The 22,931-nt window shown below is 75.1% G+C and carries 21 protein-coding genes; 2 read left to right on the top strand and 19 right to left on the bottom strand.

Annotated features, from left to right (window positions below; genetic code table 11):
* Positions 1–157 precede the first annotated feature (157 nt).
* The 7 genes from ACFC1T_RS00630 to proC form a co-directional block, all read right to left on the bottom strand.
* Positions 158–1,165, bottom strand: a complete 1,008-nt coding sequence (locus ACFC1T_RS00630; RefSeq protein ID WP_375881749.1) for a lysophospholipid acyltransferase family protein — start codon at positions 1,163–1,165, stop codon at positions 158–160.
* A 7-nt stretch (positions 1,166–1,172) separates the two neighbouring features.
* A complete protein-coding gene (locus ACFC1T_RS00625; protein WP_375882331.1) occupies positions 1,173–2,264 on the bottom strand; it encodes an NAD-dependent epimerase/dehydratase family protein in 1,092 nt (363 codons plus the stop codon).
* Between the two features lie 151 nt (positions 2,265–2,415).
* A complete protein-coding gene (locus tag ACFC1T_RS00620) occupies positions 2,416–2,514 on the bottom strand; it encodes a 30S ribosomal protein bS22 (RefSeq protein WP_003948845.1) in 99 nt (32 codons plus the stop codon).
* Between the two features lie 190 nt (positions 2,515–2,704).
* Positions 2,705–2,914: a helix-turn-helix domain-containing protein gene (locus ACFC1T_RS00615; RefSeq protein ID WP_045699258.1), complete on the bottom strand. Its 210-nt coding sequence runs from the start codon at positions 2,912–2,914 to the stop codon at positions 2,705–2,707.
* A 225-nt stretch (positions 2,915–3,139) separates the two neighbouring features.
* Positions 3,140–4,336 carry an acetoin utilization protein AcuC gene (locus tag ACFC1T_RS00610; protein WP_375881746.1) on the bottom strand — a complete coding sequence of 399 codons (1,197 nt, stop codon included), beginning with the start codon at positions 4,334–4,336 and terminating at the stop codon, positions 3,140–3,142.
* Positions 4,337–4,385: 49 nt separating this feature from the next.
* Positions 4,386–5,588 carry an MFS transporter gene (locus ACFC1T_RS00605; RefSeq protein WP_375881744.1) on the bottom strand — a complete coding sequence of 401 codons (1,203 nt, stop codon included), beginning with the start codon at positions 5,586–5,588 and terminating at the stop codon, positions 4,386–4,388.
* Positions 5,589–5,673: 85 nt separating this feature from the next.
* Positions 5,674–6,501: a pyrroline-5-carboxylate reductase gene (gene proC / locus ACFC1T_RS00600; RefSeq protein WP_375881741.1), complete on the bottom strand. Its 828-nt coding sequence runs from the start codon at positions 6,499–6,501 to the stop codon at positions 5,674–5,676.
* 208 nt (positions 6,502–6,709) lie between these two features.
* Here proC and ACFC1T_RS00595 point away from each other — a divergent pair, with 208 nt between their 5' ends.
* Positions 6,710–7,159 carry a hypothetical protein gene (locus ACFC1T_RS00595; protein WP_375881738.1) on the top strand — a complete coding sequence of 150 codons (450 nt, stop codon included), beginning with the start codon at positions 6,710–6,712 and terminating at the stop codon, positions 7,157–7,159.
* A gap of 36 nt (positions 7,160–7,195) precedes the next feature.
* Here ACFC1T_RS00595 and ACFC1T_RS00590 read toward each other — a convergent pair whose 3' ends face one another.
* The 10 genes from ACFC1T_RS00590 to ACFC1T_RS00545 all read right to left on the bottom strand — a co-directional run bounded on the left by ACFC1T_RS00590 (position 7,196) and on the right by ACFC1T_RS00545 (position 19,303).
* Entirely contained in the window at positions 7,196–7,708 is a 513-nt protein-coding gene (locus tag ACFC1T_RS00590; protein ID WP_375881735.1) for a hypothetical protein, read from the bottom strand.
* Positions 7,709–7,787: 79 nt separating this feature from the next.
* Entirely contained in the window at positions 7,788–9,632 is a 1,845-nt protein-coding gene (gene ilvD / locus ACFC1T_RS00585) for a dihydroxy-acid dehydratase (protein WP_375881733.1), read from the bottom strand.
* 216 nt (positions 9,633–9,848) lie between these two features.
* A complete protein-coding gene (locus tag ACFC1T_RS00580; RefSeq protein ID WP_375881731.1) occupies positions 9,849–10,619 on the bottom strand; it encodes a class I SAM-dependent methyltransferase in 771 nt (256 codons plus the stop codon).
* A 45-nt stretch (positions 10,620–10,664) separates the two neighbouring features.
* Positions 10,665–11,468, bottom strand: coding sequence for a sugar phosphate isomerase/epimerase family protein (locus ACFC1T_RS00575; RefSeq protein ID WP_375882328.1), 804 nt, complete (start codon positions 11,466–11,468; stop codon positions 10,665–10,667).
* 504 nt (positions 11,469–11,972) lie between these two features.
* Positions 11,973–12,935, bottom strand: coding sequence for a Ppx/GppA family phosphatase (locus ACFC1T_RS00570; protein ID WP_375881728.1), 963 nt, complete (start codon positions 12,933–12,935; stop codon positions 11,973–11,975).
* 151 nt (positions 12,936–13,086) lie between these two features.
* Positions 13,087–13,941, bottom strand: coding sequence for a glycerophosphodiester phosphodiesterase (locus ACFC1T_RS00565; RefSeq protein WP_375881725.1), 855 nt, complete (start codon positions 13,939–13,941; stop codon positions 13,087–13,089).
* Between the two features lie 173 nt (positions 13,942–14,114).
* On the bottom strand, positions 14,115–15,443 hold the full coding sequence (locus ACFC1T_RS00560; protein WP_375881722.1) for an SUKH-4 family immunity protein: 1,329 nt from the start codon (positions 15,441–15,443) through the stop codon (positions 14,115–14,117).
* 243 nt (positions 15,444–15,686) lie between these two features.
* Positions 15,687–15,932, bottom strand: coding sequence for an antitoxin (locus ACFC1T_RS00555; RefSeq protein ID WP_375881720.1), 246 nt, complete (start codon positions 15,930–15,932; stop codon positions 15,687–15,689).
* Positions 15,933–15,999: 67 nt separating this feature from the next.
* Positions 16,000–18,804 (bottom strand): toxin glutamine deamidase domain-containing protein, encoded by a 2,805-nt coding sequence (locus ACFC1T_RS00550; RefSeq protein WP_375881718.1) that lies wholly within the window; start codon positions 18,802–18,804, stop codon positions 16,000–16,002.
* A 28-nt stretch (positions 18,805–18,832) separates the two neighbouring features.
* A complete protein-coding gene (locus ACFC1T_RS00545) occupies positions 18,833–19,303 on the bottom strand; it encodes a hypothetical protein (protein WP_375881715.1) in 471 nt (156 codons plus the stop codon).
* 282 nt (positions 19,304–19,585) lie between these two features.
* Here ACFC1T_RS00545 and ACFC1T_RS00540 point away from each other — a divergent pair, with 282 nt between their 5' ends.
* Entirely contained in the window at positions 19,586–20,410 is an 825-nt protein-coding gene (locus ACFC1T_RS00540; protein WP_375882325.1) for a hypothetical protein, read from the top strand.
* 225 nt (positions 20,411–20,635) lie between these two features.
* Here ACFC1T_RS00540 and ACFC1T_RS00535 read toward each other — a convergent pair whose 3' ends face one another.
* Entirely contained in the window at positions 20,636–21,805 is a 1,170-nt protein-coding gene (locus ACFC1T_RS00535; RefSeq protein WP_375881712.1) for an NADH-quinone oxidoreductase subunit D, read from the bottom strand.
* Positions 21,802–22,818, bottom strand: a complete 1,017-nt coding sequence (locus tag ACFC1T_RS00530) for an SAM-dependent methyltransferase (RefSeq protein WP_375881710.1) — start codon at positions 22,816–22,818, stop codon at positions 21,802–21,804. The genes ACFC1T_RS00535 and ACFC1T_RS00530 overlap by 4 nt, the downstream gene beginning before the upstream one ends.
* Positions 22,819–22,931: the final 113 nt, after the last annotated feature.

Raw genomic sequence — 22,931 nt, 5'->3', positions numbered from 1 at the left:
ACCCCCGCCCTGCTCCCCGCGCGCCGCCCCCCGCGCGGCCGCTCCGCGGGGCGTGGGGGCCCCGCGGCCCGCGCGCCCCGCCGGCCCCCACCGCGTCCGGTCCCGAGCGGGACGACCGGAGGACCGTGGCCGGAAGAGCACGGTCAGGGGAGTACGGTCAGAAGAACACCGACCGCCGCTGCACCAGCAACTGGTACAGGGTGTGCTGGATGGTCTCGCGCACCTCGTCGGCCAGGTCGAAGACCAGCATCGGGTCGTCCGCCGCCTCCGGCGGATGGCCGTCGGTGGCGATCGGCTCGCCGAAACGGATCGTCCACTTGGTCGGCAGCGGCAGCATCCCGAGCGGCCCCAGCCACGGGAAGGTCGGGGTGATCGGCACGTACGGCAGGCCGAGCAGCCGGGCCAGCGTCTTCACGTTGCCGATCATCGGGTAGGTCTCCTCCGCCCCGACGATCGAGCAGGGCACGATCGGCACCCCCGCGCGCAGCGCCGAGGAGACGAAGCCGCCGCGGCCGAAGCGCTGGAGCTTGTAGCGCTCGGAGAACGGCTTGCCGATGCCCTTGAAGCCCTCCGGCCAGACCCCGACCAGCTCGCCGCGCTCCAGCAGCGCCTGGGCGTCCTCGTTGCAGGCCAGGGTGTGGCCGGCCTTGCGGGCCAGCTCGTTGACGCCCGGCAGCACGAAGACCAGGTCGGCCGCGAGCATCCGCAGGTGCCGGCGGTGCGGGTGGTGGTCGTGGATGGCCACCTGGGTCATCAGGGCGTCCAGCGGGATGGTGCCGGAGTGGTTGGCGACGATCAGCGCGCCGCCCTCGGCCGGGACGTGCTCGATCCCCTGGACGTCGATCCGGAAGTACTTCTCGGCCAGCGGGCGCAGCAGCGAGAGCAGCACCTCCTCGGTGAGCTCCCGGTCGAAGCCGAACTCGTCGACCTCGTAGTCGCCGGTGATCCGGCGGCGCAGGAAGGCCAGCCCCTCGGTGGCCCGGCCCTCCCAGCCCTTGCCGAACAGCCGGGTGGCCGCCGGGCCGAGCTGCCCGGTCAGCGCCCCGCCGACGGCCCCGGCGAGCCGGTCGGCCAGGCCGGGGGCCTGCGGCGAGCTCCAGCTGGGGGCGGACTCGATCGGGATGACCTTGGCCTCGCCCGGTGCGTTGTCGGCGGCGGCACTCATCGCGGGTTCAGCTCCTCGGGCGGCGGGTCGGTACGGCGGGGGCGGCCCCTTCGGGGCCGAGCAGGGCGGTCAGCCGGTCGGTGACGGCGGCCAGCCGCTCCGGCGGCAGCAGGCCGGGGCCCCGGGCGGCGGCGAAGTCGGCGAAGGCCTCCGGAGTGCTGAACGCCGGACGGTAGCCGAAGGTCTCCCGCAGCCGGGTGGTGTCCACCACCCGGCCGTGGGTGAGCAGCCGCAGCTGCTCCGGCGAGACGTCGACCAGCCGGGTCTGCCGGGCCAGCACGGCCATCCAGCTGACCGCGGGCAGCAGCAGCGGCAGGGTGGGGCGGCCGAGCCGGCGGGCGCACTGGGAGAGCAGCAGCACGCCCTCCCCCGCCACGTTGAAGGTGCCGGTGTTGACGGTGCCGGGCTCGGGCTCGCCGGCGGCCCGGCAGAGCACCGCGACGGCGTCGTCCTCGTGCACGAACTGCAGCCTGGGGTCGTAGCCGAGCACCGTCGGCAGCACCGGCAGCGCGAAGTACTCGCTGAGCGGGGTGTCGGCGCCCGGACCGACGATGTTGGCGAAGCGCAGCACCGTCACCGCGACGTCCGGGCGGCGCCGGGCGAAGCCGCGGACGTAGCCCTCCACCTCGGCCGCGTCCTTGGCGAAGCCGCCGCCGGGCGGGTCCTTCGGCTGGATCCGCTCGCTGAACACCGCCGGGTCGCGGGGCGCGGAGCCGTAGACGCCGGTGGTGGACTTCACCACCAGCCGGCGCACCCCGGGCGCCTTCTGGCAGGCGCCGAGCAGCTGCATGGTGCCGATGACGTTGGACTCCTTCACCGCGGAGCGGTTGGTGGAGCCCAGACCGGTGGCGCTGACGCTCAGGTGCACCACGGTGTCCACCCGGTGCTCGGCGATCACCCGGGAGACCGCGGGGCGGCGCAGGTCGAGCTGGTGGAAGGTGTACGGGGCGGCCGGTCCGTCCGGCTCCCGGAGCGGCAGCCGCGGCGGCTGCACGTCCACGCCGACGACCCGGTCCACCCCCGGGCGGCGACGGAGCTCGGCGGCGAAGCGGGCACCGAGATGGCGTGCCACGCCGGTGACGAGCACGACCACACCCACGGTGCTGCACCCCATTCCCTCGACCCGAGCGGCCTGCGTGCACCGTACCGCGCCGCCCCACCGGGCCGTGAAACGACACCGCCCGCCCCGGGCCACGAGGGCCGGGACGGGCGGTGGAAGCGCTGGGCGCGCTCAGCGCGGCCGGGGGCGCTTACTTCTTGTTGCGACGCTGAACGCGGGTCCTCTTCAGAAGCTTGCGGTGCTTCTTCTTGGCCATACGCTTGCGACGCTTCTTGATGACAGAGCCCACGGAACAACCCTCGCTCACTGAGACTCTCGTCCGTGAGAGACGGAGTCCATACGACTGACGTGAGGGCCTAGCCTACCGTCCGCGTGGCCCGGGCCGTAATCGCGCTCCCCTGAAGCGGGAAACTCGCGGGAAATCCGGGGCGAACGGGGACGGATCCACGGCTGTGGACCCGCCCCCGCCCGGCCTGGTGCTACGCGCTCTCGAGCCGCACGTAGGACTCCTTGAGGTACTCGTGCACCGCCTGCTGGGGCACCCGGAAGGACCGTCCGACCCGGATGGCCGGCAGCTCTCCGCTGTGCACCAACCGGTACACCGTCATCTTGGACACCCGCATGACCGCGGCCACCTCGGCCACGGTCAGGAAGACGACTTCCTGCAGGGGACGCTCGACGGAACTCATGACCATCACCCGACCCTTACCCGTGTGCAAGGCACCGGCTTCCCCTCCGGTGACTCCACCGGCACACGTGTATCCCCAGAGTAGTTATGGGTGGTACCAGTGGGAAGAGGGGAAGTGCAGTCCTCGTACGGTGAGAGATAGGACCGTTGCAGTACGTAGTCACTCGGCGGTTCGCCCCAGGGGGCGTACGCACGGCCCGGCCGGCGCGCGGCCGGGACGGCGGATTCAGGCCAGCAGACCGTGGTGGGGGAACACCGCGCGGCGGGCCGCGAGGATGGCCTGATCGAGACGGTCGGCCGGATCGTAACCCGAGTCGAAGTCGCGCCAGGACGGGCGGGCGCCGTCGGTCATCCGCAGCGGGGCCGGGCCGCGGGTGCGGCGGTAGACCTCGGCGCGCCAGGACTCGGGGGTCTCGGTGGCCGGGTCGACGGGCCGGCCGGCGGCGGTGGCGACCAGGTGGGTCCAGCTGCGCGGGACGACGTCCACCACGGCGTAGCCGCCCCCGCCGGTGGCCACCCAGCGGCCGCCGGTGAGCCGGTGGGCCAGCCCGTGCAGCTCCTCGGCGATCAGCCGCTGGGCGTCCACCGTGACGGCGAGGTGGGCCAGCGGGTCCTCCAGGTGGGTGTCCGCGCCGTGCTGGGTGACCAGGACCTGCGGCCGGAAGGCGGCGAGCAGTTCGGGCACCAGGGCGTGGAAGGCGCGCAGCCAGCCGGCGTCGCCGGTGCCGGCGGGCAGCGGCAGGTTGGCGGCGGAGCCGGGGGCGTCCGGGCCGCCGGTCTCGGTGGGCCAGCCGGTCTGCGGGAAGAGCGTGGCCGGGTGCTCGTGCAGCGAGACGGTCAGCACCCGGGGGTCGTTCCAGAAGGCCTCCTGGACGCCGTCGCCGTGGTGGACGTCCACGTCGACGTAGGCGACCCGTTCGGCGCCGAGTTCGAGCAGCCGGGCGATCGCCAGGGCCGGGTCGTTGTAGACGCAGAAGCCGGAGGCCTTGCCGGGCATCGCGTGGTGCAGTCCGCCGGCGAAGTTGACGGCGTGCGGGGTCTCGCCGTGCCAGACCGCCTCGGCGGCGGCGACCGACTGGCCGGCGATCAGCGCGGCGGCCGAGTGGACGGCCGGGAACGACCAGTTGTCGTCGGTGCCGAGCCCGTGCCGGGGGTCCGACTGCTCGGGGTGGGCGGCGGCGTGCTTGACCGCCTCCACGTACTCCTTGGTGTGCACCAGCTGCAGGGTGGACTCCCCGGCGGCCGGCGCGGACCGCACCGTCACCCCGGGCCCGGTGGCGAGTCCGAGGGCCTCGACCAGGCGCATGGTCAGCGCGAGCCGGGCCGGGTCCATCGGGTGGCCGGGGCCGAAGTCGTAGGCGGTGACGGCCTCGTCCCAGTAGAGGTGCAGGCCGCAGGAGGAGTCACGCTCGGCTTCGGGCATGGCCTCCACCGTAGTGGGTGGGGGCGGCGGGCCCCGCCCGCCCCCACCGTCAGACGGCGGCGGGGGCCGGCAGCCGTGCGGGTTCCGGGGCGAAGCGCTCGGCCAGCGGCAGCACGGCGAGCACCAGCAGCATCGGGGCGAGCAGCGCCCAGCGGTACGAGCCGGCGTCCGCGATCGCCCCGACCAGTGGTGAACCGATCAGGAAGCCCACGTAGTTGAAGAGGTTGAGCCGGGCCACGGCGGCGTCCGAGTCGGCCGGGAAGAGCCGGCCGCCGGCCGCGAACACCTGCGGGATGATCGCGCAGATGCCGAAGCCCAGCACGGTGAACGCGGCGATGCCCGCCCAGGCGGTGGGCGCCAGCGCGGCCAGCCCGAAGCCCAGCGCGGCCAGCGCGGCGCCGGAGCGCACCACCGGGACGGCGCCGAAGCGCTGCACCGCGCGGTCGCCCAGGACCCGGCCGAGCAGCATCGCCACCATGTAGCCGAGGTAGGAGAGTTTGGCGAGGTCCTCCCGGCTGCCCAGGCCGTCGGTGAGGTACTTGACGCTGTAGTTGGAGACCGAGGCGTCCGCGATGTACGCGAAGGCCATCGCCAGGCAGAGCGGCAGCAGCGGGCGCCAGGGGATGGTCCGGGCGGCGGCCTCGGCGGCCTCCCGGACGGCGTCGCCGAGTTCGGCCGGTCCGGCGAAGCGGGTGCCGGTCAGCACCGCGAGCGGGGCGACCACCGCCGCGGCCGTGCCGAACAGCAGCGGCAGTCCCAGGTCGTAGTGCGAGCCGAGGCCGGCGACCGCGGCGCCGAGGATCCCGCCGAGGCTGAACGCCGCGTGGAAGCCGATCATGATCGAGCGGCCGTAGCGGTGCTGGAGGCCGACCCCGAGCATGTTCATACTGGCGTCCAGCGCCCCCACCAGCAGCCCGAAGGCGCCCAGCGCGAGGGCCAGTTGCCACAGCGTGTCCCCCAGCCCGGCGCCCGCCAGGCTGAGGCAGACGGCCGGCTGGACGACCCGCAGCACGGCCCGGGCGCCGGTGCGCTTCACCAGCTGCTCGGAGAGGATCGAGCCCGCCCCGGCCAGGATCGGCACCGCGGCCAGGAAGACCGGCAGCAGGCCGTCGCTCAGCCCGTACCGGTGCTGGATCTCCGGGATGCAGGTGACCAGCAGCGCGAAGGTGGTGCCCTGGAGCAGGAAGCTGACGGCGAGCGCGGCCCGCCCGGCCCGCAGGCCGGGCGGGAGGACAGGGGGGACGACGCTCATGCGGGACCTCGCTACTGGCCGGTAGAACGATGTTGGCCGAGAGCGTAGGGCGTGCGCCGCCTTTGCGGGAGGGGTCGCGCAGGGGTCATTTCCCGCCGGAGGCCAGCTCCCGGGAGCGGTCCCGGGCCGCCTCCAGGGCGCCGAGCAGCGCGGCCCGCACCCCGTGGTTCTCCAGCTCGCGGATCGCCGCGATGGTGGTGCCGGCCGGGGAGGTGACCGCCTCGCGCAGCTTGACCGGGTGCTCGCCGGAGTCGCGCAGCATCACCGAGGCACCGATCGCGGACTGCACGATCAGGTCGTGCGCCACCTGCCGGGGCAGGCCGAGCAGGATGCCCGCGTCGGTCATCGCCTCGACCAGGAAGTAGAAGTAGGCCGGGCCCGAGCCGGACAGCGCGGTGGCCGCGTCCTGCTGGGCCTCCGGCAGCCGCAGCGCCTTGCCGACCGAGCTGAAGATCCCCTCGGCGCGCGCCAGGTGCTCCTCCCGGGCGTGCGAGCCGCCGGAGATGACGCTCATCCCCTCGTCCACCAGCACCGGCGTGTTGGGCATCACCCGGACCACCGGGGTACCGGCCGCGAGCCGCTCCTCGAACCAGGCGGTCGGGACGCCGGCCGCCGCCGAGATCACCAGCCGGTCCGGGCTGATGTGCGGGGCCAGCTCCTCCAGCAGGGTGCCCATGTCCTGCGGCTTGACCGCGAGGATCAGGGTGTCGGCGAGCTTGGCGGCCTCGGCGTTGGAGACCGCCACCACGCCGTAGCGGTCGGCGAGTTCGGCCGCGCGCTCGGGGCGGCGGGCGGTCACCAGGACGTCCGCCGGGTCGGTGCCGGCCCGCAGCAGGCCGGAGAGCAGGGCCTCGCCGATCTTGCCGGTGCCCAGGAAGGCGATCTTCTGTCCGTGTGCTGCGCTGCTGCCCATGGTCCGCTCCTTGCCTCGGTACTGCGGCCATCCTCGCACCGCCCGGCGGCGCCCGTCCGGACCGTCCGGTCCGTGGTCCGCAGGGCCCCGCAGGGGCGGGGACGGCCCGGGAGCGCCGGAAGGGTCCGGGCGCGGGCTTTGCCCCTAGGGAGAAAACTCGGGGGTTTCCCCTATGGCCTCCGGGCCCGGGCGGGCGCACCGTGGAGCCATGGCACACGACGAAATGTCCCGACGTGAGAACCGGCAACTCGCCGCCGCCTCGGCGACGATGGGCCCGTGGCGGACGGCCGCGGGAGTCGGTGCGGTGGTGGGCGCGACCGCCCTGGGGGTCGAGGCGATCTCCGGGGACTGGTCACTGGCCATGCTGGCCGGACCGGCCGGCTGGGCCCTGTTCTTCCTCTTCCTGGTCGGCACCGTCGGCGGTCAGCTGCGCCGCGACACCACCGACCGGCGGCTGCGCCGCTGGGCCGACGCGCACCCGTGGCAGTCGGCGCTCCCGGCGGCCGGCGGACTGCTGGTGCTGAACACCCTGGCGCAGTACTTCCTCGGCGACAGCGGGCTGTTCGGGTCCTTCTTCATCTCGCTGCTGCCGGCCGGCCTGCTGCTGGTGATCGCCGGGGTGGTGGGCTCGGTGAAGCAGGCCCGCGGCAAGGGTTAGGAACCCGCGGCGAGGATCGGGGCGGCGGGGCGGCGGTCAGCGCTTGCGCTTGCCGCCGGGTCGGCCGCTGCGGCCGGCCTGGCGCTTCTCGTACTGCTCGACGGCCTTCCGGTGGGCGTCCCGCCGGACGGCCTCGCCGGGGGCCTCGACCAGGCTGCGGGCGAAGTAGGCGGCCAGGCTGCCGACCCCGCCGATCAGCCAGACGGCGCCGAGCGACTTGTCCTCGGCCATCCAGCCGGTCAGCTGCTCCTTGCCCTCGGTGAGGACCTTCCAGGTGCGTCGGACGGCCATCAGCGAGCAGACCGCGATGGCGGCGGTCAGCAGCCCGTTCAGGAAGCCGCCGCTCTCGGAGAGGGCGATGCCCTCGACGCCGAAGCGCAGCACCAGTGCGGCGGCGGCGGTGGCGGCCAGGGCGCCGACCGAGACGCCGACCCGGCGCAGCCAGTAGCCGTTGTCCCGGTCGAGCCAGGAGGTGCCGAAGAAGCGGATCGGCTCCGGCTCGGGGGCGCCGGCGGGCTTGGGGGCGGGGGTGGGGGGCTGCTCGCTCACGTCGTCGATTATCACCCGGGCGCCGCGGAACGAGGGAGGAGCCGTCCCGGCCGGGACGGCTCCTCCGGGGTGTGCGGGGTCAGCCGAGCTTGCTGACGTCCCGGACGGCGCCCTTGTCGGCCGAGGTGGCCATCGCCGCGTAGGCCCGCAGCGCCTGGCTGACCTGGCGCTCGCGGTTCTGCGGCCGGTAGCCGTGCCCGGCCTCCAGCACCCGACGGCGCTCGGCGAGGACCTCGTCCGGGACCTCCAGGGAGATCGTCCTGGCCGGGATGTCGATGGCGATGGTGTCGCCGTCCTCGACCAGCGCGATGATGCCGCCGGAGGCCGCCTCCGGGGAGGCGTGGCCGATGGACAGGCCCGAGGTACCGCCGGAGAACCGGCCGTCGGTGACCAGCGCGCAGGCCTTGCCCAGGCCGCGGCCCTTGAGGAAGGAGGTCGGGTAGAGCATCTCCTGCATGCCCGGGCCGCCCTTGGGGCCCTCGTAGCGGATGACGACGACGTCGCCCTCCTTGATCCGCTTGGCGAGGATCGCCTCGACCGCGGCCTCCTGGGACTCGCAGACCACCGCCGGGCCGCTGAACGTCCAGATCGACTCGTCGACGCCGGCCGTCTTCACGATGCAGCCGTCCTCGGCGAGGTTGCCGTACAGCACGGCGAGGCCGCCCTCGACCGAGTAGGCGTGCTCGACGCTGCGGATGCAGCCGCCGGCGGCGTCGGTGTCCAGCGACTCCCAGCGCTCGGACTGCGAGAAGGCCTCGGCGGAGCGCTTGCAGCCGGGTGCGGCGTGCCACAGCTCGACGGCCTCGGCGGAGGGCGAACCGCCGCGCACGTCCCAGGTCTTGAGCCACTCGGCGAGCGAGTCGGAGTGCACGGTGTGGACGTCCTCGTTGAGCAGCCCGCCCCGGTACAGCTCGCCGAGGATGGCCGGGATGCCGCCGGCCCGGTGCACGTCCTCCATGTAGTACGAGCCGTTGGGCGCGACCTTGGACAGGCAGGGCACCCTGCGGGAGACCGCGTCGATGGCCCGCATGTCGAAGTCCAGCTCGGCCTCCTGGGCGGCGGCGAGCAGGTGCAGGATGGTGTTGGTCGAGCCGCCCATGGCGATGTCCAGGGCCATGGCGTTCTCGAAGGCGGCGCGGCTCGCGATCGCGCGCGGCAGCACCGAGGCGTCGTCCTGGCCGTAGTGGCGGTTGGTGATCTCGACGACCGTGCGCCCGGCCCGCTCGTACAGCGCCCGGCGGGCGGTGTGGGTGGCGAGCACCGAGCCGTTGCCGGGCAGCGAGAGGCCGATCGCCTCGGTGAGGCAGTTCATCGAGTTGGCGGTGAACATGCCCGAGCAGGACCCGCAGGTCGGGCAGGCGTTCTCCTCGATGATCGCGATGTCCTCGTCGGAGACGTTCTCGTTGACCGCCTGGGAGATCGCGTCGATCAGGTCCAGCTTGCGCACGGTGCCGTCGACCAGGGTGGCCTTGCCGGCCTCCATCGGACCGCCGGAGACGAACACGGTCGGGATGTTGAGGCGCAGCGCGGCCATCAGCATGCCGGGGGTGATCTTGTCGCAGTTGGAGATGCAGATCAGCGCGTCGGCGCAGTGCGCGTTGACCATGTACTCGACCGAGTCGGCGATCAGGTCGCGCGAGGGCAGCGAGTAGAGCATGCCGCTGTGGCCCATCGCGATGCCGTCGTCGACGGCGATGGTGTTGAACTCGCGCGGGATGCCTCCGGCCTCCTTGATCGCCTCGGAGACGATCCGGCCGACCGGCTGGAGGTGGGTGTGGCCGGGGACGAACTCGGTGAAGGAGTTGGCGACCGCGATGATCGGCTTGCCGAAGTCCTCGCGGGCTACGCCGGCGGCCCGGAGAAGCGCCCGGGCGCCTGCCATGTTGCGACCGTGGGTGACCGTACGGGACCTCAGCTCGGGCACTGTGCTCCACTCCTTCGGGGCTCTCGCCGGCGCCCCGCCGGTGATCAGGGTGCGGGGGCCGTTGTGGCTTACGAGCCTACGCCCGCCGTCCGGCCGGCGGACGGCGCGTCCGCGATGCGGGCAGCCGGGGCGGGGTGCATGCGGGGGCCTGCGGCCGACGGGCGGCCCCGGGCGGCGGGACGGGCGGCCTGCGGACGGCGTGCGGACGGCCTGCGGTCAGGCCGGCTTGACGGCCACGGTGAGGTCCAGGCTGAACGGTTCTGCGACCAGGCCGTCCGGGAACTCGACGGCCATCGCCGCCCGCTCGGCGGCCAGCACCGGGGCGCGCTCCTCGGGGCTGAGCGAGGCCAGGTAGGAGCGGGAGGTCAGGTCGGTGAGCACGTGCTCGACGGTGACCTGCCGCTCCCAGTGCAGCACCGTCCGCTCGACCACCAGGCCGGCCGGGGCGAAGTGCCGGGTGTGGCCGCTGATCCCGCCGTAGCCGCGGTAGCGGTCGGGCAGCGCGGCGGCCATCCGCTCGGCCCGGGCCCGGACCCACGGCACGGTCTCGTCGTGCACGTTCCACCAGGTGGCGACCGCGCCGCCCGGCCGCAGCACCCGGACCGCCTCCGGGACGGAGCGCTCGGGGCGGGTCCAGTGGAAGGCCTGGGCGTAGGTGATCAGGTCGGCGGAGGCGTCGTGGAAGGGCAGGTCGTCGCCGGTGCCGCGGACCAGCGGCAGGGCGGGCGAGGAGGCCAGGAACTGGGCGGCCATGCCGTCGCTGGGCTCGACCGCGACGACCTCGGCGCCCCGGGCGGCCAGCAGTCGGGTCGCGATGCCCGTCCCGGCGCCGACGTCCAGGACCCGGGCGCCCTTGAGGCCGCGGCCCCAGAGCCGTTCCACCGCGTCGAACAGCTCGTCCGGGTAGCCGGGGCGCCCCCGGTCGTACTCGGCGGCGACCGCGCCGAAGCTCACGGCGAGCTCCCGGTAGTTCTGGTAGTCCGTCACGTTTCCCCCTGCGTACGGCAGTTCACGCCCGATCGGGCCGGGCGATCAGCGTACGCGCGAGGGGGTGGCGAGGTGCAAGCGGGTGAAGGCCAGGGCCTCGGCCAGGTCGGCCTCGCGTTCGGCGGGGGACGCGGAGCGGCGGGTGTTGACCTCCAGCACCACGTGGCCGTCGAAGCCGGTGCGGGCGAGGTGCTCCAGCAGTTCGGCGCAGGGCTGCTTGCCCCGGCCGGGGATCAGGTGCTCGTCCTTGCCGGAGCCGCTGCCGTCGGCCAGGTGGACATGGGCGAGCCGGTCGCCCATCCGCTCGACCATCTCGAAGGCGTCGATCCGGGAGGTGGCCACGTGCGAGAGGTCGATGGTGAAGTGCCGGTACTCCTCGTCGGTGACGTCCCAGCCGGGGGCGTACGCCAGCACCTCGCGGTCGCGGTAGCGCCACGGGTACATGTTCTCGACGGCGAAGCGGACGTCGGTCTCGCCCGCCATCCGGTTGATGCCCTCGACGAACTCGCGGGCGTACTGCCGCTGCCAGCGGAACGGCGGGTGCACCACGACGGCGCTCGCGCCGAGCTTCTCGGCCGCCGCGCGGGCCCGGACCAGCTTGGTCCACGGGTCGGTGGTCCAGACCCGCTGGGTGATCAGCAGGCAGGGGGCGTGCACGGCCAGGATCGGCAGCTGGTGGGCGTCGGAGAGGCGGCGCAGCGCCTCCAGGTCCTGGCTGACCGGGTCGTTCCAGACCATCACCTCGACCCCGTCGTAGCCGAGCTTGGCGGCCAGCTCGAAGGCGACGGCGGTGCTCGCCGGGTACACCGAGGCGGTGGACAGCGCCACCTTGGTGTCCGGGATGTGCAGGGTCGGGTGCTGGGGCAGCACCAGCCGGTCGGTGGTGCGCAGCAGCGGCGGGCGGGCGGCGTCGCGCTTGGCGGCCTTCACCGAGCGGACGGACTGGACGGCGGCCTTGGCGGCGCCGGCGGCCTTGCGCGCCGCGGTCTTCTTGGCGGGGGCCGGGGCGGGGGCGGCCTTGGCGGGGGCGGGGGCGTCGGCGGCTTTGGCGGCGGCCTTGGCGCTCTTGGCCGCCTTGGCGGCCTTCGCGCTCTTGGCGACCTTCGCGGCCTTGGCCACCTTGGCCACCTTGCCCGCCTGTGCCGCGGTGGCGCCCTTGACCGCCTTGCCGAGCCCGGCCGTGCCGAGGCGGCCGCGCGGGCCGGCCGGCCGCGGCTGCCCGTCCGCTCCGGGAGCGCGGCCCTCCTGCGTTCCGTCCTCGCCCGCTGGTTGCACCACGGGAGACAGCGTAAGCGGAGCGCGCCCCGAACGGGGGCGGACGCCCGGCGGAGTGACCGCCGGCACGCTCCCCCGCTACTGGGTGAGCGCGGGGCGGCGCTGGTCGGTGGGACTGTCCATGGCGTCCAGCTCGCGCAGGATGATGCCCTCGCGCAGCGCCCACGGACAGACGTCCAGCTCGTCCAGGCCGAACAGGTCCATCGCGGCGTCCGCGACCAGGGCCCCGGCCAGCAGCTGCTTGGCCCGGCCCTCGGAGACCCCGGGGATCTGCGCGCGCTCGGCGACGGTCATCGTGGACAGCCGCGGCAGCCAGGCGGCGAGCCCGCTGCGGGTGAGCCGGCGGTCGGCGTACGGGCCGGCGTCGGCGGGGGCGGCGCCGGTCATCCGGGCCAGCTGCTTGAAGGTCTTGGAGGTGGCGACGGCGTGCTGCGGGGCCCCGAGCCGGGAGATCTCGCCGACCACGTTGGCGATCTCGGCGCGGACGTGCCGTCTCAACTCGCGCAGCGCGTCCGGGTCGGCGACGTCCCCGGGCAGCCAGCGGGCGGTCAGCCGCCCGGCGCCGAGCGGCAGCGAGCAGGCGACGTCCGGCTGCTCGTCCAGGCCGCAGGCGATCTCCAGGGAGCCGCCGCCGATGTCCAGGTTGAGCAGCCGGCCCGAGGACCAGCCGAACCAGCGCCGGACGGCCAGGAAGGTGAGCCGGGCCTCGTCCTGCCCGGAGAGCACCCGGAGTTCGACCCCGGTCTCGGCGGCGACCCGGCGCAGCACCTGCTCGCCGTTGGCGGCCTCGCGGACGGCCGAGGTGGCGAACGGCAGGATGTCGACCACGCCCTTGTCCTCGGCGACCCGCAGCGAGGAGGCGATGTGGCCGATCAGCCGGTCGACGCCGGCCTCGCTTATCGCGCCGGAGCCGTCGAGCAGCTCGGCCAGGCGCAGTTCGGCCTTGTGCGAGTAAGCGGCCAGCGGGGCGGCACCCGGATGGGCGTCCACCACGAGGAAGTGGACCGTGTTGGAACCTACGTCGAGTACACCGAGTCGCATAACTCTCCACGCTACGCGATCCGGCCGTGGAGGAGATCGGTTGTGACCGTATTCGCGCTGGTCCAGGTCGTTCCCGACCGTTCCGGGTGCGATCGGTGGGTGGTGCCCGACGACCGTGCGCTCAGTGGCCGCCCGCTCAGTGGCCGCGCACTCAGTGGCCGCGCGGACCGGACCGGCGCTCGGTGCGGCAGTTGGCGTCCACCCAGCGGCGGGCCGGGCCCGGGGTGTCGGTGATCAGGCCGTCGGCGTCCCGGGCGGTCATCAGCTGCCAGGCCTCGGCGTCGTACAGCGTCCAGACGTAGACCTCGCGCCCGGCCTTGCGCTCGGCCGCGATCCGGGTGGCACTGGCCAGGCCCGCGTCCAGGGCGATGCCGTCCAGCTTGAGGTCCCCCGGGTCCTCGGCGATCCCGCCGCTCTGGATCAGCACCACCGGCAGGGCGGGGGCCACCGCGTGGGCCTGGCGCAGGTTGGCGACCGAGAAGGAGTAGAGCACGACGTGCGCCCGGCTGCCGGCCGCGATCCGGGCGATCCGGGCGACGTCCTCGGGGCGCTGCCACTTGATCTCCATCAGCAGCGTGGCGCTGCTGGTGGAGAGGCGCGTCAGCAGTTCCTCCAGGGTCGGGACGGGCTGGGCGCCGCCCGGGCCGACGGTCACCCGCAGGGCGGCGACCTGGGCGGCGGTCAGGTCCGCGACGGCGCCCTTGCCGTTGGTGGTGCGGTCCACGGTCGGGTCGTGCATCAGCACCGGGACGCCGTCCCGGGTGGTCTGCACGTCGGTCTCCAGCCAGTCCGCGCCCTGGTTCAGCGCGGTGTCGAAGGAGGCCATGGTGTTCTCGGGCGCGTTGAACGGCGCACCCCGGTGCCCGATCACCACCGGGGACGCGCACACCTGCGGCGCGGCGGCCGAGCGGGCCTGCAGCGCGGGACCGGCGGAGGCGCACCCGGTGGCCAGGACCGCGAGCGCGGCGAGGGCGGCCGTCTGGGCGGCGCGGGGCGGGGCGGTCACGGCTCGGTGCTCCGGTTTCGGTCGCTCGGGGTCGGTCGGTCGGGGTCGGTCGGTCGCTCGGGGTCGGCTGGTGCGCGGTCGTCTGATCCTCCTGACAGCCCCGCACCGACGTCCGGTTCCCCGGTCCGCCGGGATCGCCGGGATCGGCCGGATCGCCACGGCCCGCGGCCGGATCAGAGCAGGCCGTCCCACAACTGTTCCACGATGACGGCCCACCAGTTCTCCGGATCGCCGTAGACCGTACCGTCCAGCTCCGCCAGCCCCCGCTGCAGGGCGTCCACCGCCGTACCCGCCGCGGCCGGGTCCAACCCGCGCAGGGTCGGCCACCAGCCGGCGAACAGCTCCAGGCAGCGGACGAAGGCCCGCAGGTCGGCGTTGCAGTGCCGGGCCGTCGCGTCGTCCGGGTCCACCGCCCGGACGGCGCCGTCCGCCGGGTCGAGGGTGATCAGCGCCCAGCCGTCCGTCCCCAGCACCAGCTGCCCGGCCGCCGCCGTCCGCTCCCGCTCGGCCGCCCGGGTACCGCGGCCGAGCGCGGCGAGGTACGGCGCGAGCGGGGGCAGCACGGTGCCCGGGCGGGAACCGTCCGCGATCGCCTCCGCACCCGGGTGGTGCAGCGCGAAGAAGCCGTCCACCGCCCTCGGCAGCCCGACCGCCAGCAGCAGCGCCGCCGCCTCCCCGGGCAGCTCCGCGCGCACCACCTCCGCCGGGTCGAAGCGCTGCACGCCCGCCGGACCGAACCGTCCGGCCAGCCGCTGCGCCAGCGCGGCATCCGGCTCCGCCGGCAGCGGCGGCACCGCCCGCGGGAACGGCACCCGGTTGCGCCCCGGCCCGTCCGGCGCGTCCAACGCGTCCGACGCGTCCGGACCGGCGGTCCCGGCGGGCAACTCCCGTACGGCGGCGGCCCGGTGGTCGAAGCGCGGGCCGTACGGCAGGTCGAAGTCCAGCCGGGCGTGCGGCAGTTCGGCCGCCAGCGCGTACGACCAGTAGCCGCCGGGCAGGGCCGCCATCCGCAGGTCGGTCCGCACCGCCAGCACGTCCTCCGCCGCGACGCCCCGCTCCCGCAGCCACCACCAGCCGCGCAGCGCCGGATGCGGCAGCCCGGCGGCCGAGCGCAGCGCCAACGTGCGGGTGTCGCCGGTGCCGTCCCGGTACGTCAGCTCGGCCCGGGCACCCCGGCCGGTGGCCGGCGGCCGGGTCGGGTCGTGGCCGCCCGCACCGACGAAGTCCCGGTAGAGCCCGACCACTTCGTCCACCGGCACGGACGGCCAGACCGTGAACCGCCCGCTCTCCCGGTCCACCACGGCACACGCGGCCCCGACCTCCTCGGGCGCCCGGCGCTCACCCGTCCGCGGATCCACCTCCACCCGCGGCGGCTCCGCCCAGACCACCCACCCCAGCTCGAACTCGTGCGCGCACACCCGCCGCGCCACCCCGGCCCCCTGCGGCAGGTCCCCGTTGATCCACCGGTGCCCCGCCTCCACCGCCTGCGCCCGAGCGATCACGCGTCCACCCCCGTCGAACCGAATCCGAACGCCACCATCATCCAGCCCCGATCAGCCACCGGGGACGACACTGGACCCCGCCCGCCCGACCATGACCTCCGGAGGAACGGTGAACACCACACCCGTGCACGGCCGACAGCCCGTCGCCCGCACCCAGGGCGCCGCCACACCGCCGTCCGGTCCGGCACCGCTCCCGGCACTCCTGCGTCCACGGTCCTGCGCCGGCTCGGGGCGCCGTGAGCCTCAGGTCCGCGACTCGGGGCACCGCTCCCGCCCCTCGTCGATCGCGGCCAGGACGTCCACCGTGCTGACGCCGGCGCTGGGCTCCCGATCCGGTCGGGCCACCGTCTCCGCCAGCATGGGCTTGGAGGTCTCGCGCGCGATGAGGCCCAGGACATAGGCGTTGAGCGACTTGCCGGCCCGGGCCGCACGAACTTCGAGGATCCGGAGCTGGTCTTCCGGGACGTCCCGGATCGTCAGGGCGGTCATGCCTGGAAGGTAGCGCTGCTGCACGCGTCTCCGCGTGCAGCAGCGCTGTTCCCGGCTGCAAGGGCGCTCAGGCCACCGCGAGGTCGAGGGGGCGGCCGTCCGGGGTCAGGGCGATGGCCCAGAGGCCCTGGGTGGCGGGGTGGAGGGGGGCGGGGCCGCGGCGGGCGAGTTGGTGGTCGAGGTAGGTGACGGCGTCCCGGTGGTTGACCGCGTTCCAGGCGTGCGGGCGGCCGTAGGCGTCCAGGGTGAGCAGGACGGCCTGGGCGCCGTGCCCGGCCCGGCGGAGTTCGGCGGCGAGGCGGGTGAAGGCCTGGCCGCCGTCGCCGAGGTCGCGGAAGGGGGCGCCGAGTTCGCGTTCGGCGCGGTCGCGGCCGCCGCGTTCGCCGGCGTCGCCCTCGGTGGGGATGCGCGGGGCCGCGCAGGTGGGGCGGCCGGTGTAGGTGTCGACGGCGGAGAGGGCGATCTCCAGGCTGTTGTTGGCCCGGCCGGGTTGGCGGTGGCCGCCCGCGTTGACGGCCTCGGTCCAGCCGCCGGCCGCCGGGTCGGGGTGGCGGGCCGGCCGGTCGTCCTGGTCGCGGGGGACCCGTCGTTCGAGTTCGGCCTGGTGCTGGGGGTCGACCGGGCCGAGCCCGCCGGGCCGTCCGTACGGGCGGCTGTCGGCGATGGTGCGCAGTCGGGGTTCGGGGTCGTCGGCGAGCGGGCCGCGGCGGGCGCGCAGGGCGAGTTGGAGGGCCAGGGCGTGGGCGGTGGCGACCGGGACGGCGCCCCAGGCGAGCGTCGGGTCGGCGAGGGGCGCGGCGGTGTCCCGGCGGCGGCCGTCGGGGTGGTGGGGCTCGGGCCGGCCGATGACCGGGGTGGTGCCGACGATCGGCGGCTCAGTGGGCGGTGGCGGTGCGGTGGCCGGGCCGTGGGTTCCGGCCGGGGTGCGGGGTGCGCCGGACTGCGGTCCGGCGGCCACCGGCGCGCCGACGACGGGCGCACCGGCCGCAGGGGTGCCGACCACGGGGGTGCCGACCACGGGCGCGCCGATGGCGGGCGTCCCCGCCCCGACACCGCTGCCGAAGGGCGCGGCCGGGTGCGCCGGGTATCCGCCGCCGGCGGCGAGCGGGCCGGGCCCGACGGCGCCGATCGGGCCGGCCACCGGGTAGCCGCCCGAGTAGGCCGGTGTCCCGAACGGCCCGGGCGCGCCGATGACGCCGCCGACACCGACCACGCCGATCGGTCGGACGACCGGGGGTGTGTCCGGCGCCGGGCTGTAGACGGGTCCGCCGGTGGACGGCGCGGTGACGGGCGCGGGCGGCGCGGCCACGGAGTCGGTCCGTACGGTCACCGGCACGGTGCCGCCACCGCCGTTGGTGCGGGTGGGCGCCTGGAGCGGGTAGTCCCCGTCCGACCAGCCCGCCGCCGCTGATGAGCCGCCCTGGTGGGCGGGGGCCGCCGCCCGGACCGACGGCCCGTCGTCCCGGGCGGGCGGCGACCAGTCGGCGGCCGCGGCCGCGGACCGGTGCGATCCGCCGTACGAGCCTCCGTACGCGGGGCCGGTGGCCGCCGCCGCGGCCGGGTCGGCCGTCGGCACCGGGGCCGGGACGGCCGTGGGGTCCGCGGTGGGGTCCGCGACGTACGACGCCGCGGAGAGCACGGACGGGACCACCGGCGCGCCGGCCCGGTCCGCCGTCGGCTCCCCCGGCACCTTCGGGTCGCCCCCGGGAGCCCTGGGGTCCCTGGGGTCCCGCGGGTCGGTCAGGTCGGTCGGGTCGGTCAGGTCGGTCAGGTCGGCGAGCGGCAGCCCGTGCAGGTCCTTGCCCGCCCGGTCGGTGAGCACCGGCTGCCCGTGCTCGTCGAGCCGGACGGCGAGGCCGGCCACCCCGACCACCGGCTTGCCGTCCGGCCCGGTCACCACCAGCAGCCCGGCGGCATCGGCCACCGGTGTGCCGTCGGAGCGCAGGATGACCGGCTTGCCGTCCGTGCCGAGGACGGGCTGCCCATGGGCGTCGAGCGCGACGCTGAGGCCGGGCACGCCGACCAGCGGCTTGCCGTCCTTCCCGGAGAGCACGACCAGGCCGGTGCCGTCCTTGCCGAGCACGCCCGGTTCGCCCAGGGCGGCGGGCAGTCCGGCGGCGAGCGGGTCGAAGCCGGCCGCGGTGCGGTAGGAGGCGGTGGTGACGCCGGGCGTGGCCGCGGTGCCCAGGCGCAGCAGGGCGACGGCGGAGGGGTCCTTGAGCGCGGTGGCCAGGGCGTCCTTCATGCCGCGGCCGAGTTCGGCGAGCAGTCCGGCGATCTTGAGGGCGGCGGTCTCCACCGCGACGGCCTCGATGCCCGCGGCGACCTGGTCGGCGGCGGTGTTCTCGACGCCGGCCGCGAAGCCGGCGACGGACTTCGCCAGTCCGCCGAACACTCCCGTCCGGCCGGTCTGCCCGCTCTGCCCGCTCTGCCCCGTCCGGTCGGCACTGCGGGCCACCTCGGCCGCGGTCTGCCGGACCTCGGCGGCCTGCTCCCGGGCCTGTTGGAGCTCGGCGGCCAGGTTCCGCAGAGTGGCGATGATCTCGGCCTTGCAGCCGTCGACGTCCTGCGCGGCGGTGTCGAAGGCGGCGGCGACCAGCCCGACCGCGGTGTGGGCGTCCGGCAGGCGGCCCTTGCCGCCGTCGCTGCAGGTGCGCCAGTAGGCGGTGAAGGAGTCGACGGCGTGGCCGGTGTTGTCGGCGGCCACCCGCTGGGCGGACTCGCCGCCCCGGCGGGTGATCCGTTCGGCCTCCGCCGCGAACTCCCGCCAGTGCGCGGCCGCCGTGCGCAGGGCCCCCTCGTCGGCCTGCGGCCACGGGTGGCCGGTCCTGGCCAGGAGCGGGACCAGTTCCTCGGGCAGTTTCCGGGACACGCGCTTCTCCCCCTTCGAGCCGGGCCGTTCAGACCGACATGTCCTGGGGGACGGCCGGTGCCGCCCCCGGGGTTGCCCCGGTTCCCGAAGTCGTCGGCGGGCCCTGGTAGACGGCGGGCCGGGCGACCGCCCCCGGCGCGGCCGCGGCCGGTCCGGTGTTCGCGCCGAAGCCGTCCGCCGTCGAGGTGTCGGTGTCGGTGGTCCGCTCGGCCATGGTGTGCAGTCCGGCGCCGACCTGGCCCACCTGGCCGGCCAGGGCCCTGAGCCCGCCGAGGAGTTCACCGTGCGCCGGGCCGTAGACGGCGGCGAAGGCACTGCCCGGCTGGTCGGCGCCCCAGGGCGCGCCGAGCGCGGCCAGGTCCTTCTCCAAGGTGCCGACGGCCTTGCCGAGTTCGCGTCCGAGCTTCTCGAACTCCCTGCCCTCGCCGTGGAGTTCCCACGGCTTGAGGGCGAACCCGGTGCCGTCGCCGTCGGACTCACCGGTGCTGCCGCCTGCCATCCCCGTACCTCCCCGTAGCGGACCGCGGCCGCCATCCTAGGCACGCGGCCGCCTCCGCCCGGCGGACGGCCGCACCTCTTTACCCCGCCTTCACCGCGTCCCGGGCGCGTGCCCAACGCGACCCGGGCGCGTGCCGGACGCGTGCCGGGCGCGCGGCGGGCGTCGCCCACCGGCCCGTACGCCCCCGCGAAGCTCTACCCTTGCCGGGTGGCACCAGCAGAAACGTCCAAGAAGAAGGCCAAGGCGAAGCCCCCGGCCGCCCCCGCCCCCGTCGACCTCGCGATGCCGACCCTGCGCCGCGAGATCCCGCGCGACGAGGTCCCGCTCGACTTCCCGCGCGCCTGGGTCGAGTTCGCCGACCCCGCCGACGAGGAGCAGGTCTTCCGCTGCGACCTGACCTGGCTGACCTCCCGCTGGTCCTGCGTCTTCGGCCAGGGCTGCCACGGCATCCGCGAGGGCCGCGGCGAGTCGGACGGCTGCTGCACGCTGGGCGCCCACTACTCGGACGAGGACGACGAGAAGCGCGTCCTCGGCCACGCGGCCCGGCTGACGCCCGAGCTGTGGGAGAACTTCGCCGAGGGCACCGACGCCAAGGGCCGGATCCGCAACGACGGCGGCGTCACCATGCTGGACGAGGACGGCGACCGCCAGACCCGCCGGGTCGACGGCGCCTGCATCTTCGTGAACAGCCCGGACTTCGTGGGCGGCGCCGGCTGCGCCCTGCACGCGCTGGCCCTCAAGGAGGGCCGCGAGCCGCTGGAGACCAAGCCGGACGTCTGCTGGCAGCTGCCGGTCCGCCGCACCTACGACTGGATCGACCGCCCCGACGACACCCGCTACCTCCAGGTGACGATCGGCGAGTACGACCGCCGCGGCTGGGGCCCGGGCGGCCACGACCTGCACTGGTGGTGCACCGGCGCCCCGGCCGCGCACCAGGGCGCGGTGGCGGTGTACGTCAGCTACCGCCCCGAGCTCACCGAGCTGATGGGCCGCGAGGCGTACGAGGTGCTGGCCCGGCTGTGCGAGGAGCGCATCGCCACCAAGGGCGACCGCAGGGTGGCCCCGCACCCGGCGGACCCGGTCAAGAAGGCCAAGGACAAGAAGTAGCGGCTGCGGGCCCGGTCCCCCTCAGGGGAGCCGGGCCTGCCGTCGGTAGACCGGTCGGTCCAGGCGGCCGTCGGTAGACCGGTCGGTCCAGGCGGCCGTCGGTAGACCGGTCGGTCCAGGCGGCCCTCGGTAGACCGGTCGGTCCAGAACTACCAGTAGACCGGTCGGTCCAGACGACCCTCGGTAGACCGGTCGGTCCAGACAACCGTCAGTAGACCGGTCGGTCTATTTGTCGATGTCGCCGACCACGAAGAACATCGACCCGAGGATCGCCACCATGTCGGCGACCAGCGTCCCGGGCAGCAGCTCGGTGAGCGCCTGGATGTTGTTGAAGGACGCCGAGCGCAGCTTGAGCCGCCACGGCGTCTTGTCGCCGCGCGAGACCAGGTAGTAGCCGTTGACCCCGAGCGGGTTCTCGGTCCACGCGTAGGTGCTGCCCTCGGGCGCCTTGAGCACCTTGGGCAGCCGCTGGTTGACCGGGCCGGGCGGGAGGGTGGCGAGCTTGTCGAGGCAGGCGTCGGCGAGGTCCAGCGCGTTGCCGGTCTGCTCCAGCAGGCACTCGAAGCGGGCGAGGCAGTCGCCCTCCTCGCGGGTGACGACGGTGAGCACCTGCCGCAGTTCCTCGGAGCCGTACGCGAGGTAGGGCTCGTCGCGGCGCAGGTCGAGGTCGAGGCCGCTGGCCCGGGCGATCGGGCCGCTGACCCCGTACGCCTGCGCCTGGGCCGCGGTGAGCACGCCGACGCCGGCGGTGCGGGCGCGGAAGATCTCGTTGCCGAGGACGAGGTCCTCGAAGACCGGCAGCTGGGAGCGGACGGTGGCGACGGCGGCGCGGACCCGGCCGAGCCAGCCGGCCGGGAGGTCCTCCTTGAGGCCGCCGACCCGGTTGAACATGTAGTGCATCCGGCCGCCGGAGGCCTCCTCCAGCACGTGCTGGAGGTCCTCGCGGCCGGTGAAGGCGTGGAAGATCGGGGTGATCCCGCCGAGTTCCAGCGGGTAGGAGCCGAGGAACATCAGGTGGTTGAGCACCCGGTTGAGCTCGGCGAGCAGGGTGCGGATCCACACCGCCCGCTCGGGGACCTCCATGCCGAGCATCCGCTCGACGCCGAGCACCACGCCGAGTTCGTTGGAGAAGGCGGAGAGCCAGTCGTGCCGGTTGGCCAGCATGATGATCTGCCGGTAGTCACGGGCCTCGAACAGCTTCTCCGCGCCGCGGTGCATGTAGCCGATCACCGGCTCGGCGGTGACGATCCGCTCGCCGTCGAGCAGCAGGCGCAGCCGCAGCACGCCGTGGGTGGCCGGGTGCTGCGGGCCGATGTTGAGCACCATGTCGGTGGTGCCCGCCCCGCCGGTGAAGTTCTCGGCTCCCGCCCCGATGCCGACCGTGGTCTCCCTCATGACCCCAGAGTCTGCCATCCCGGCAGGGCCGCCAGGCTCGTCGGTACCGGCATGCGGACGGCTTGCAGGACCCAGCCGAAGCCGCCCAGCCCGGCGGGGTCGGTGAGTTCGGCCCCCTCCCCCGCGCCGCTGAGCGCCCGCAGGTAGCCGGCCGGGTCGGTGGAGGCGAGCGCCAGCGGCGGGCGCCCGCCGCTGACCCCGAGCGCGCGCAGGGCCTCGCGCTGCGTCGTCCACAGGCTGTGGAGACCGGGGACGGCGACGGCGTCCAGCGCGACGTGCGCGGTCACGTCGCGGGAGCCGTCCGGCACCGGGGCCACCTCCCGGCCGTCCCGGAAACCGGTGAAGGTCCCGAACGGCGGCCGCCGCCCGGCCGTGTGCCCGTAGTCGACGGCGACGGCCAGGCCGCGCTCCAGCCCGGCCACCGCCCGGGCCCAGGCGGCGTCCCGGGGCGCCCCGAACTCCACCACCTCGCCGGGCTCGACGGCCGGCCACCAGCGCTCGGCCCAGGCCGCGTCGGCCGCCGAGACGGGTTCGCCGAGGCGTTCCTCGCCGGTCGCGGTGTCCACCTCGCGGTAGCGCAGCACCCCGTCCTCGTCGACCTCCCCGGCGTCCAGCGGCACGTTGTCCAGCCACTCGTTGGCGAACAGCAGCCCGGTCACCCCGCGTGGCGGCTCCGTCGTCCACAGGGCTGTGGACGGGAGTCCGGCGGGCCGGTCGGCGAGCTCCACGCCGTACGGGCGCAGCCGGGCGAGCACCGGCCCGGGCAGTTCGGCCAGCACCCCGGCCAGCAGTTCCCCGCGCCCGGCCCCGACGTCGATCAGGGCCAGCTCCTCCGGACGACCGAGGGCCTCGTCAACCTCCAGCAGCAGCCGGGCCACCGCACGGGCGAACCTCGGCGAGGCGTGCACCGAGGTCCGGAAGTGCCCGGCCGGGCCCTCCGGCCTGCGGTAGAAGCCGCCGTCCCGGTCGTACAGGGCCCGTTCCATGGCGGGCGCCCACCGCATCCACGTCATGGGGCGGGACGCTACCCGCCGGTGCGCGGCCCCTCCCAACCGGAGCGGGGGCGTCTCCGACCTACGGAGTAGGACGGATCGCCCTACCGGCGGACCTGGGCACCTCGTGCGAC

The organism is Kitasatospora sp. NPDC056076 (genome assembly GCF_042266305.1).
Lineage (GTDB): Bacteria > Actinomycetota > Actinomycetes > Streptomycetales > Streptomycetaceae > Kitasatospora.
This window is presented reverse-complemented; position numbering and strand designations above follow the sequence as displayed.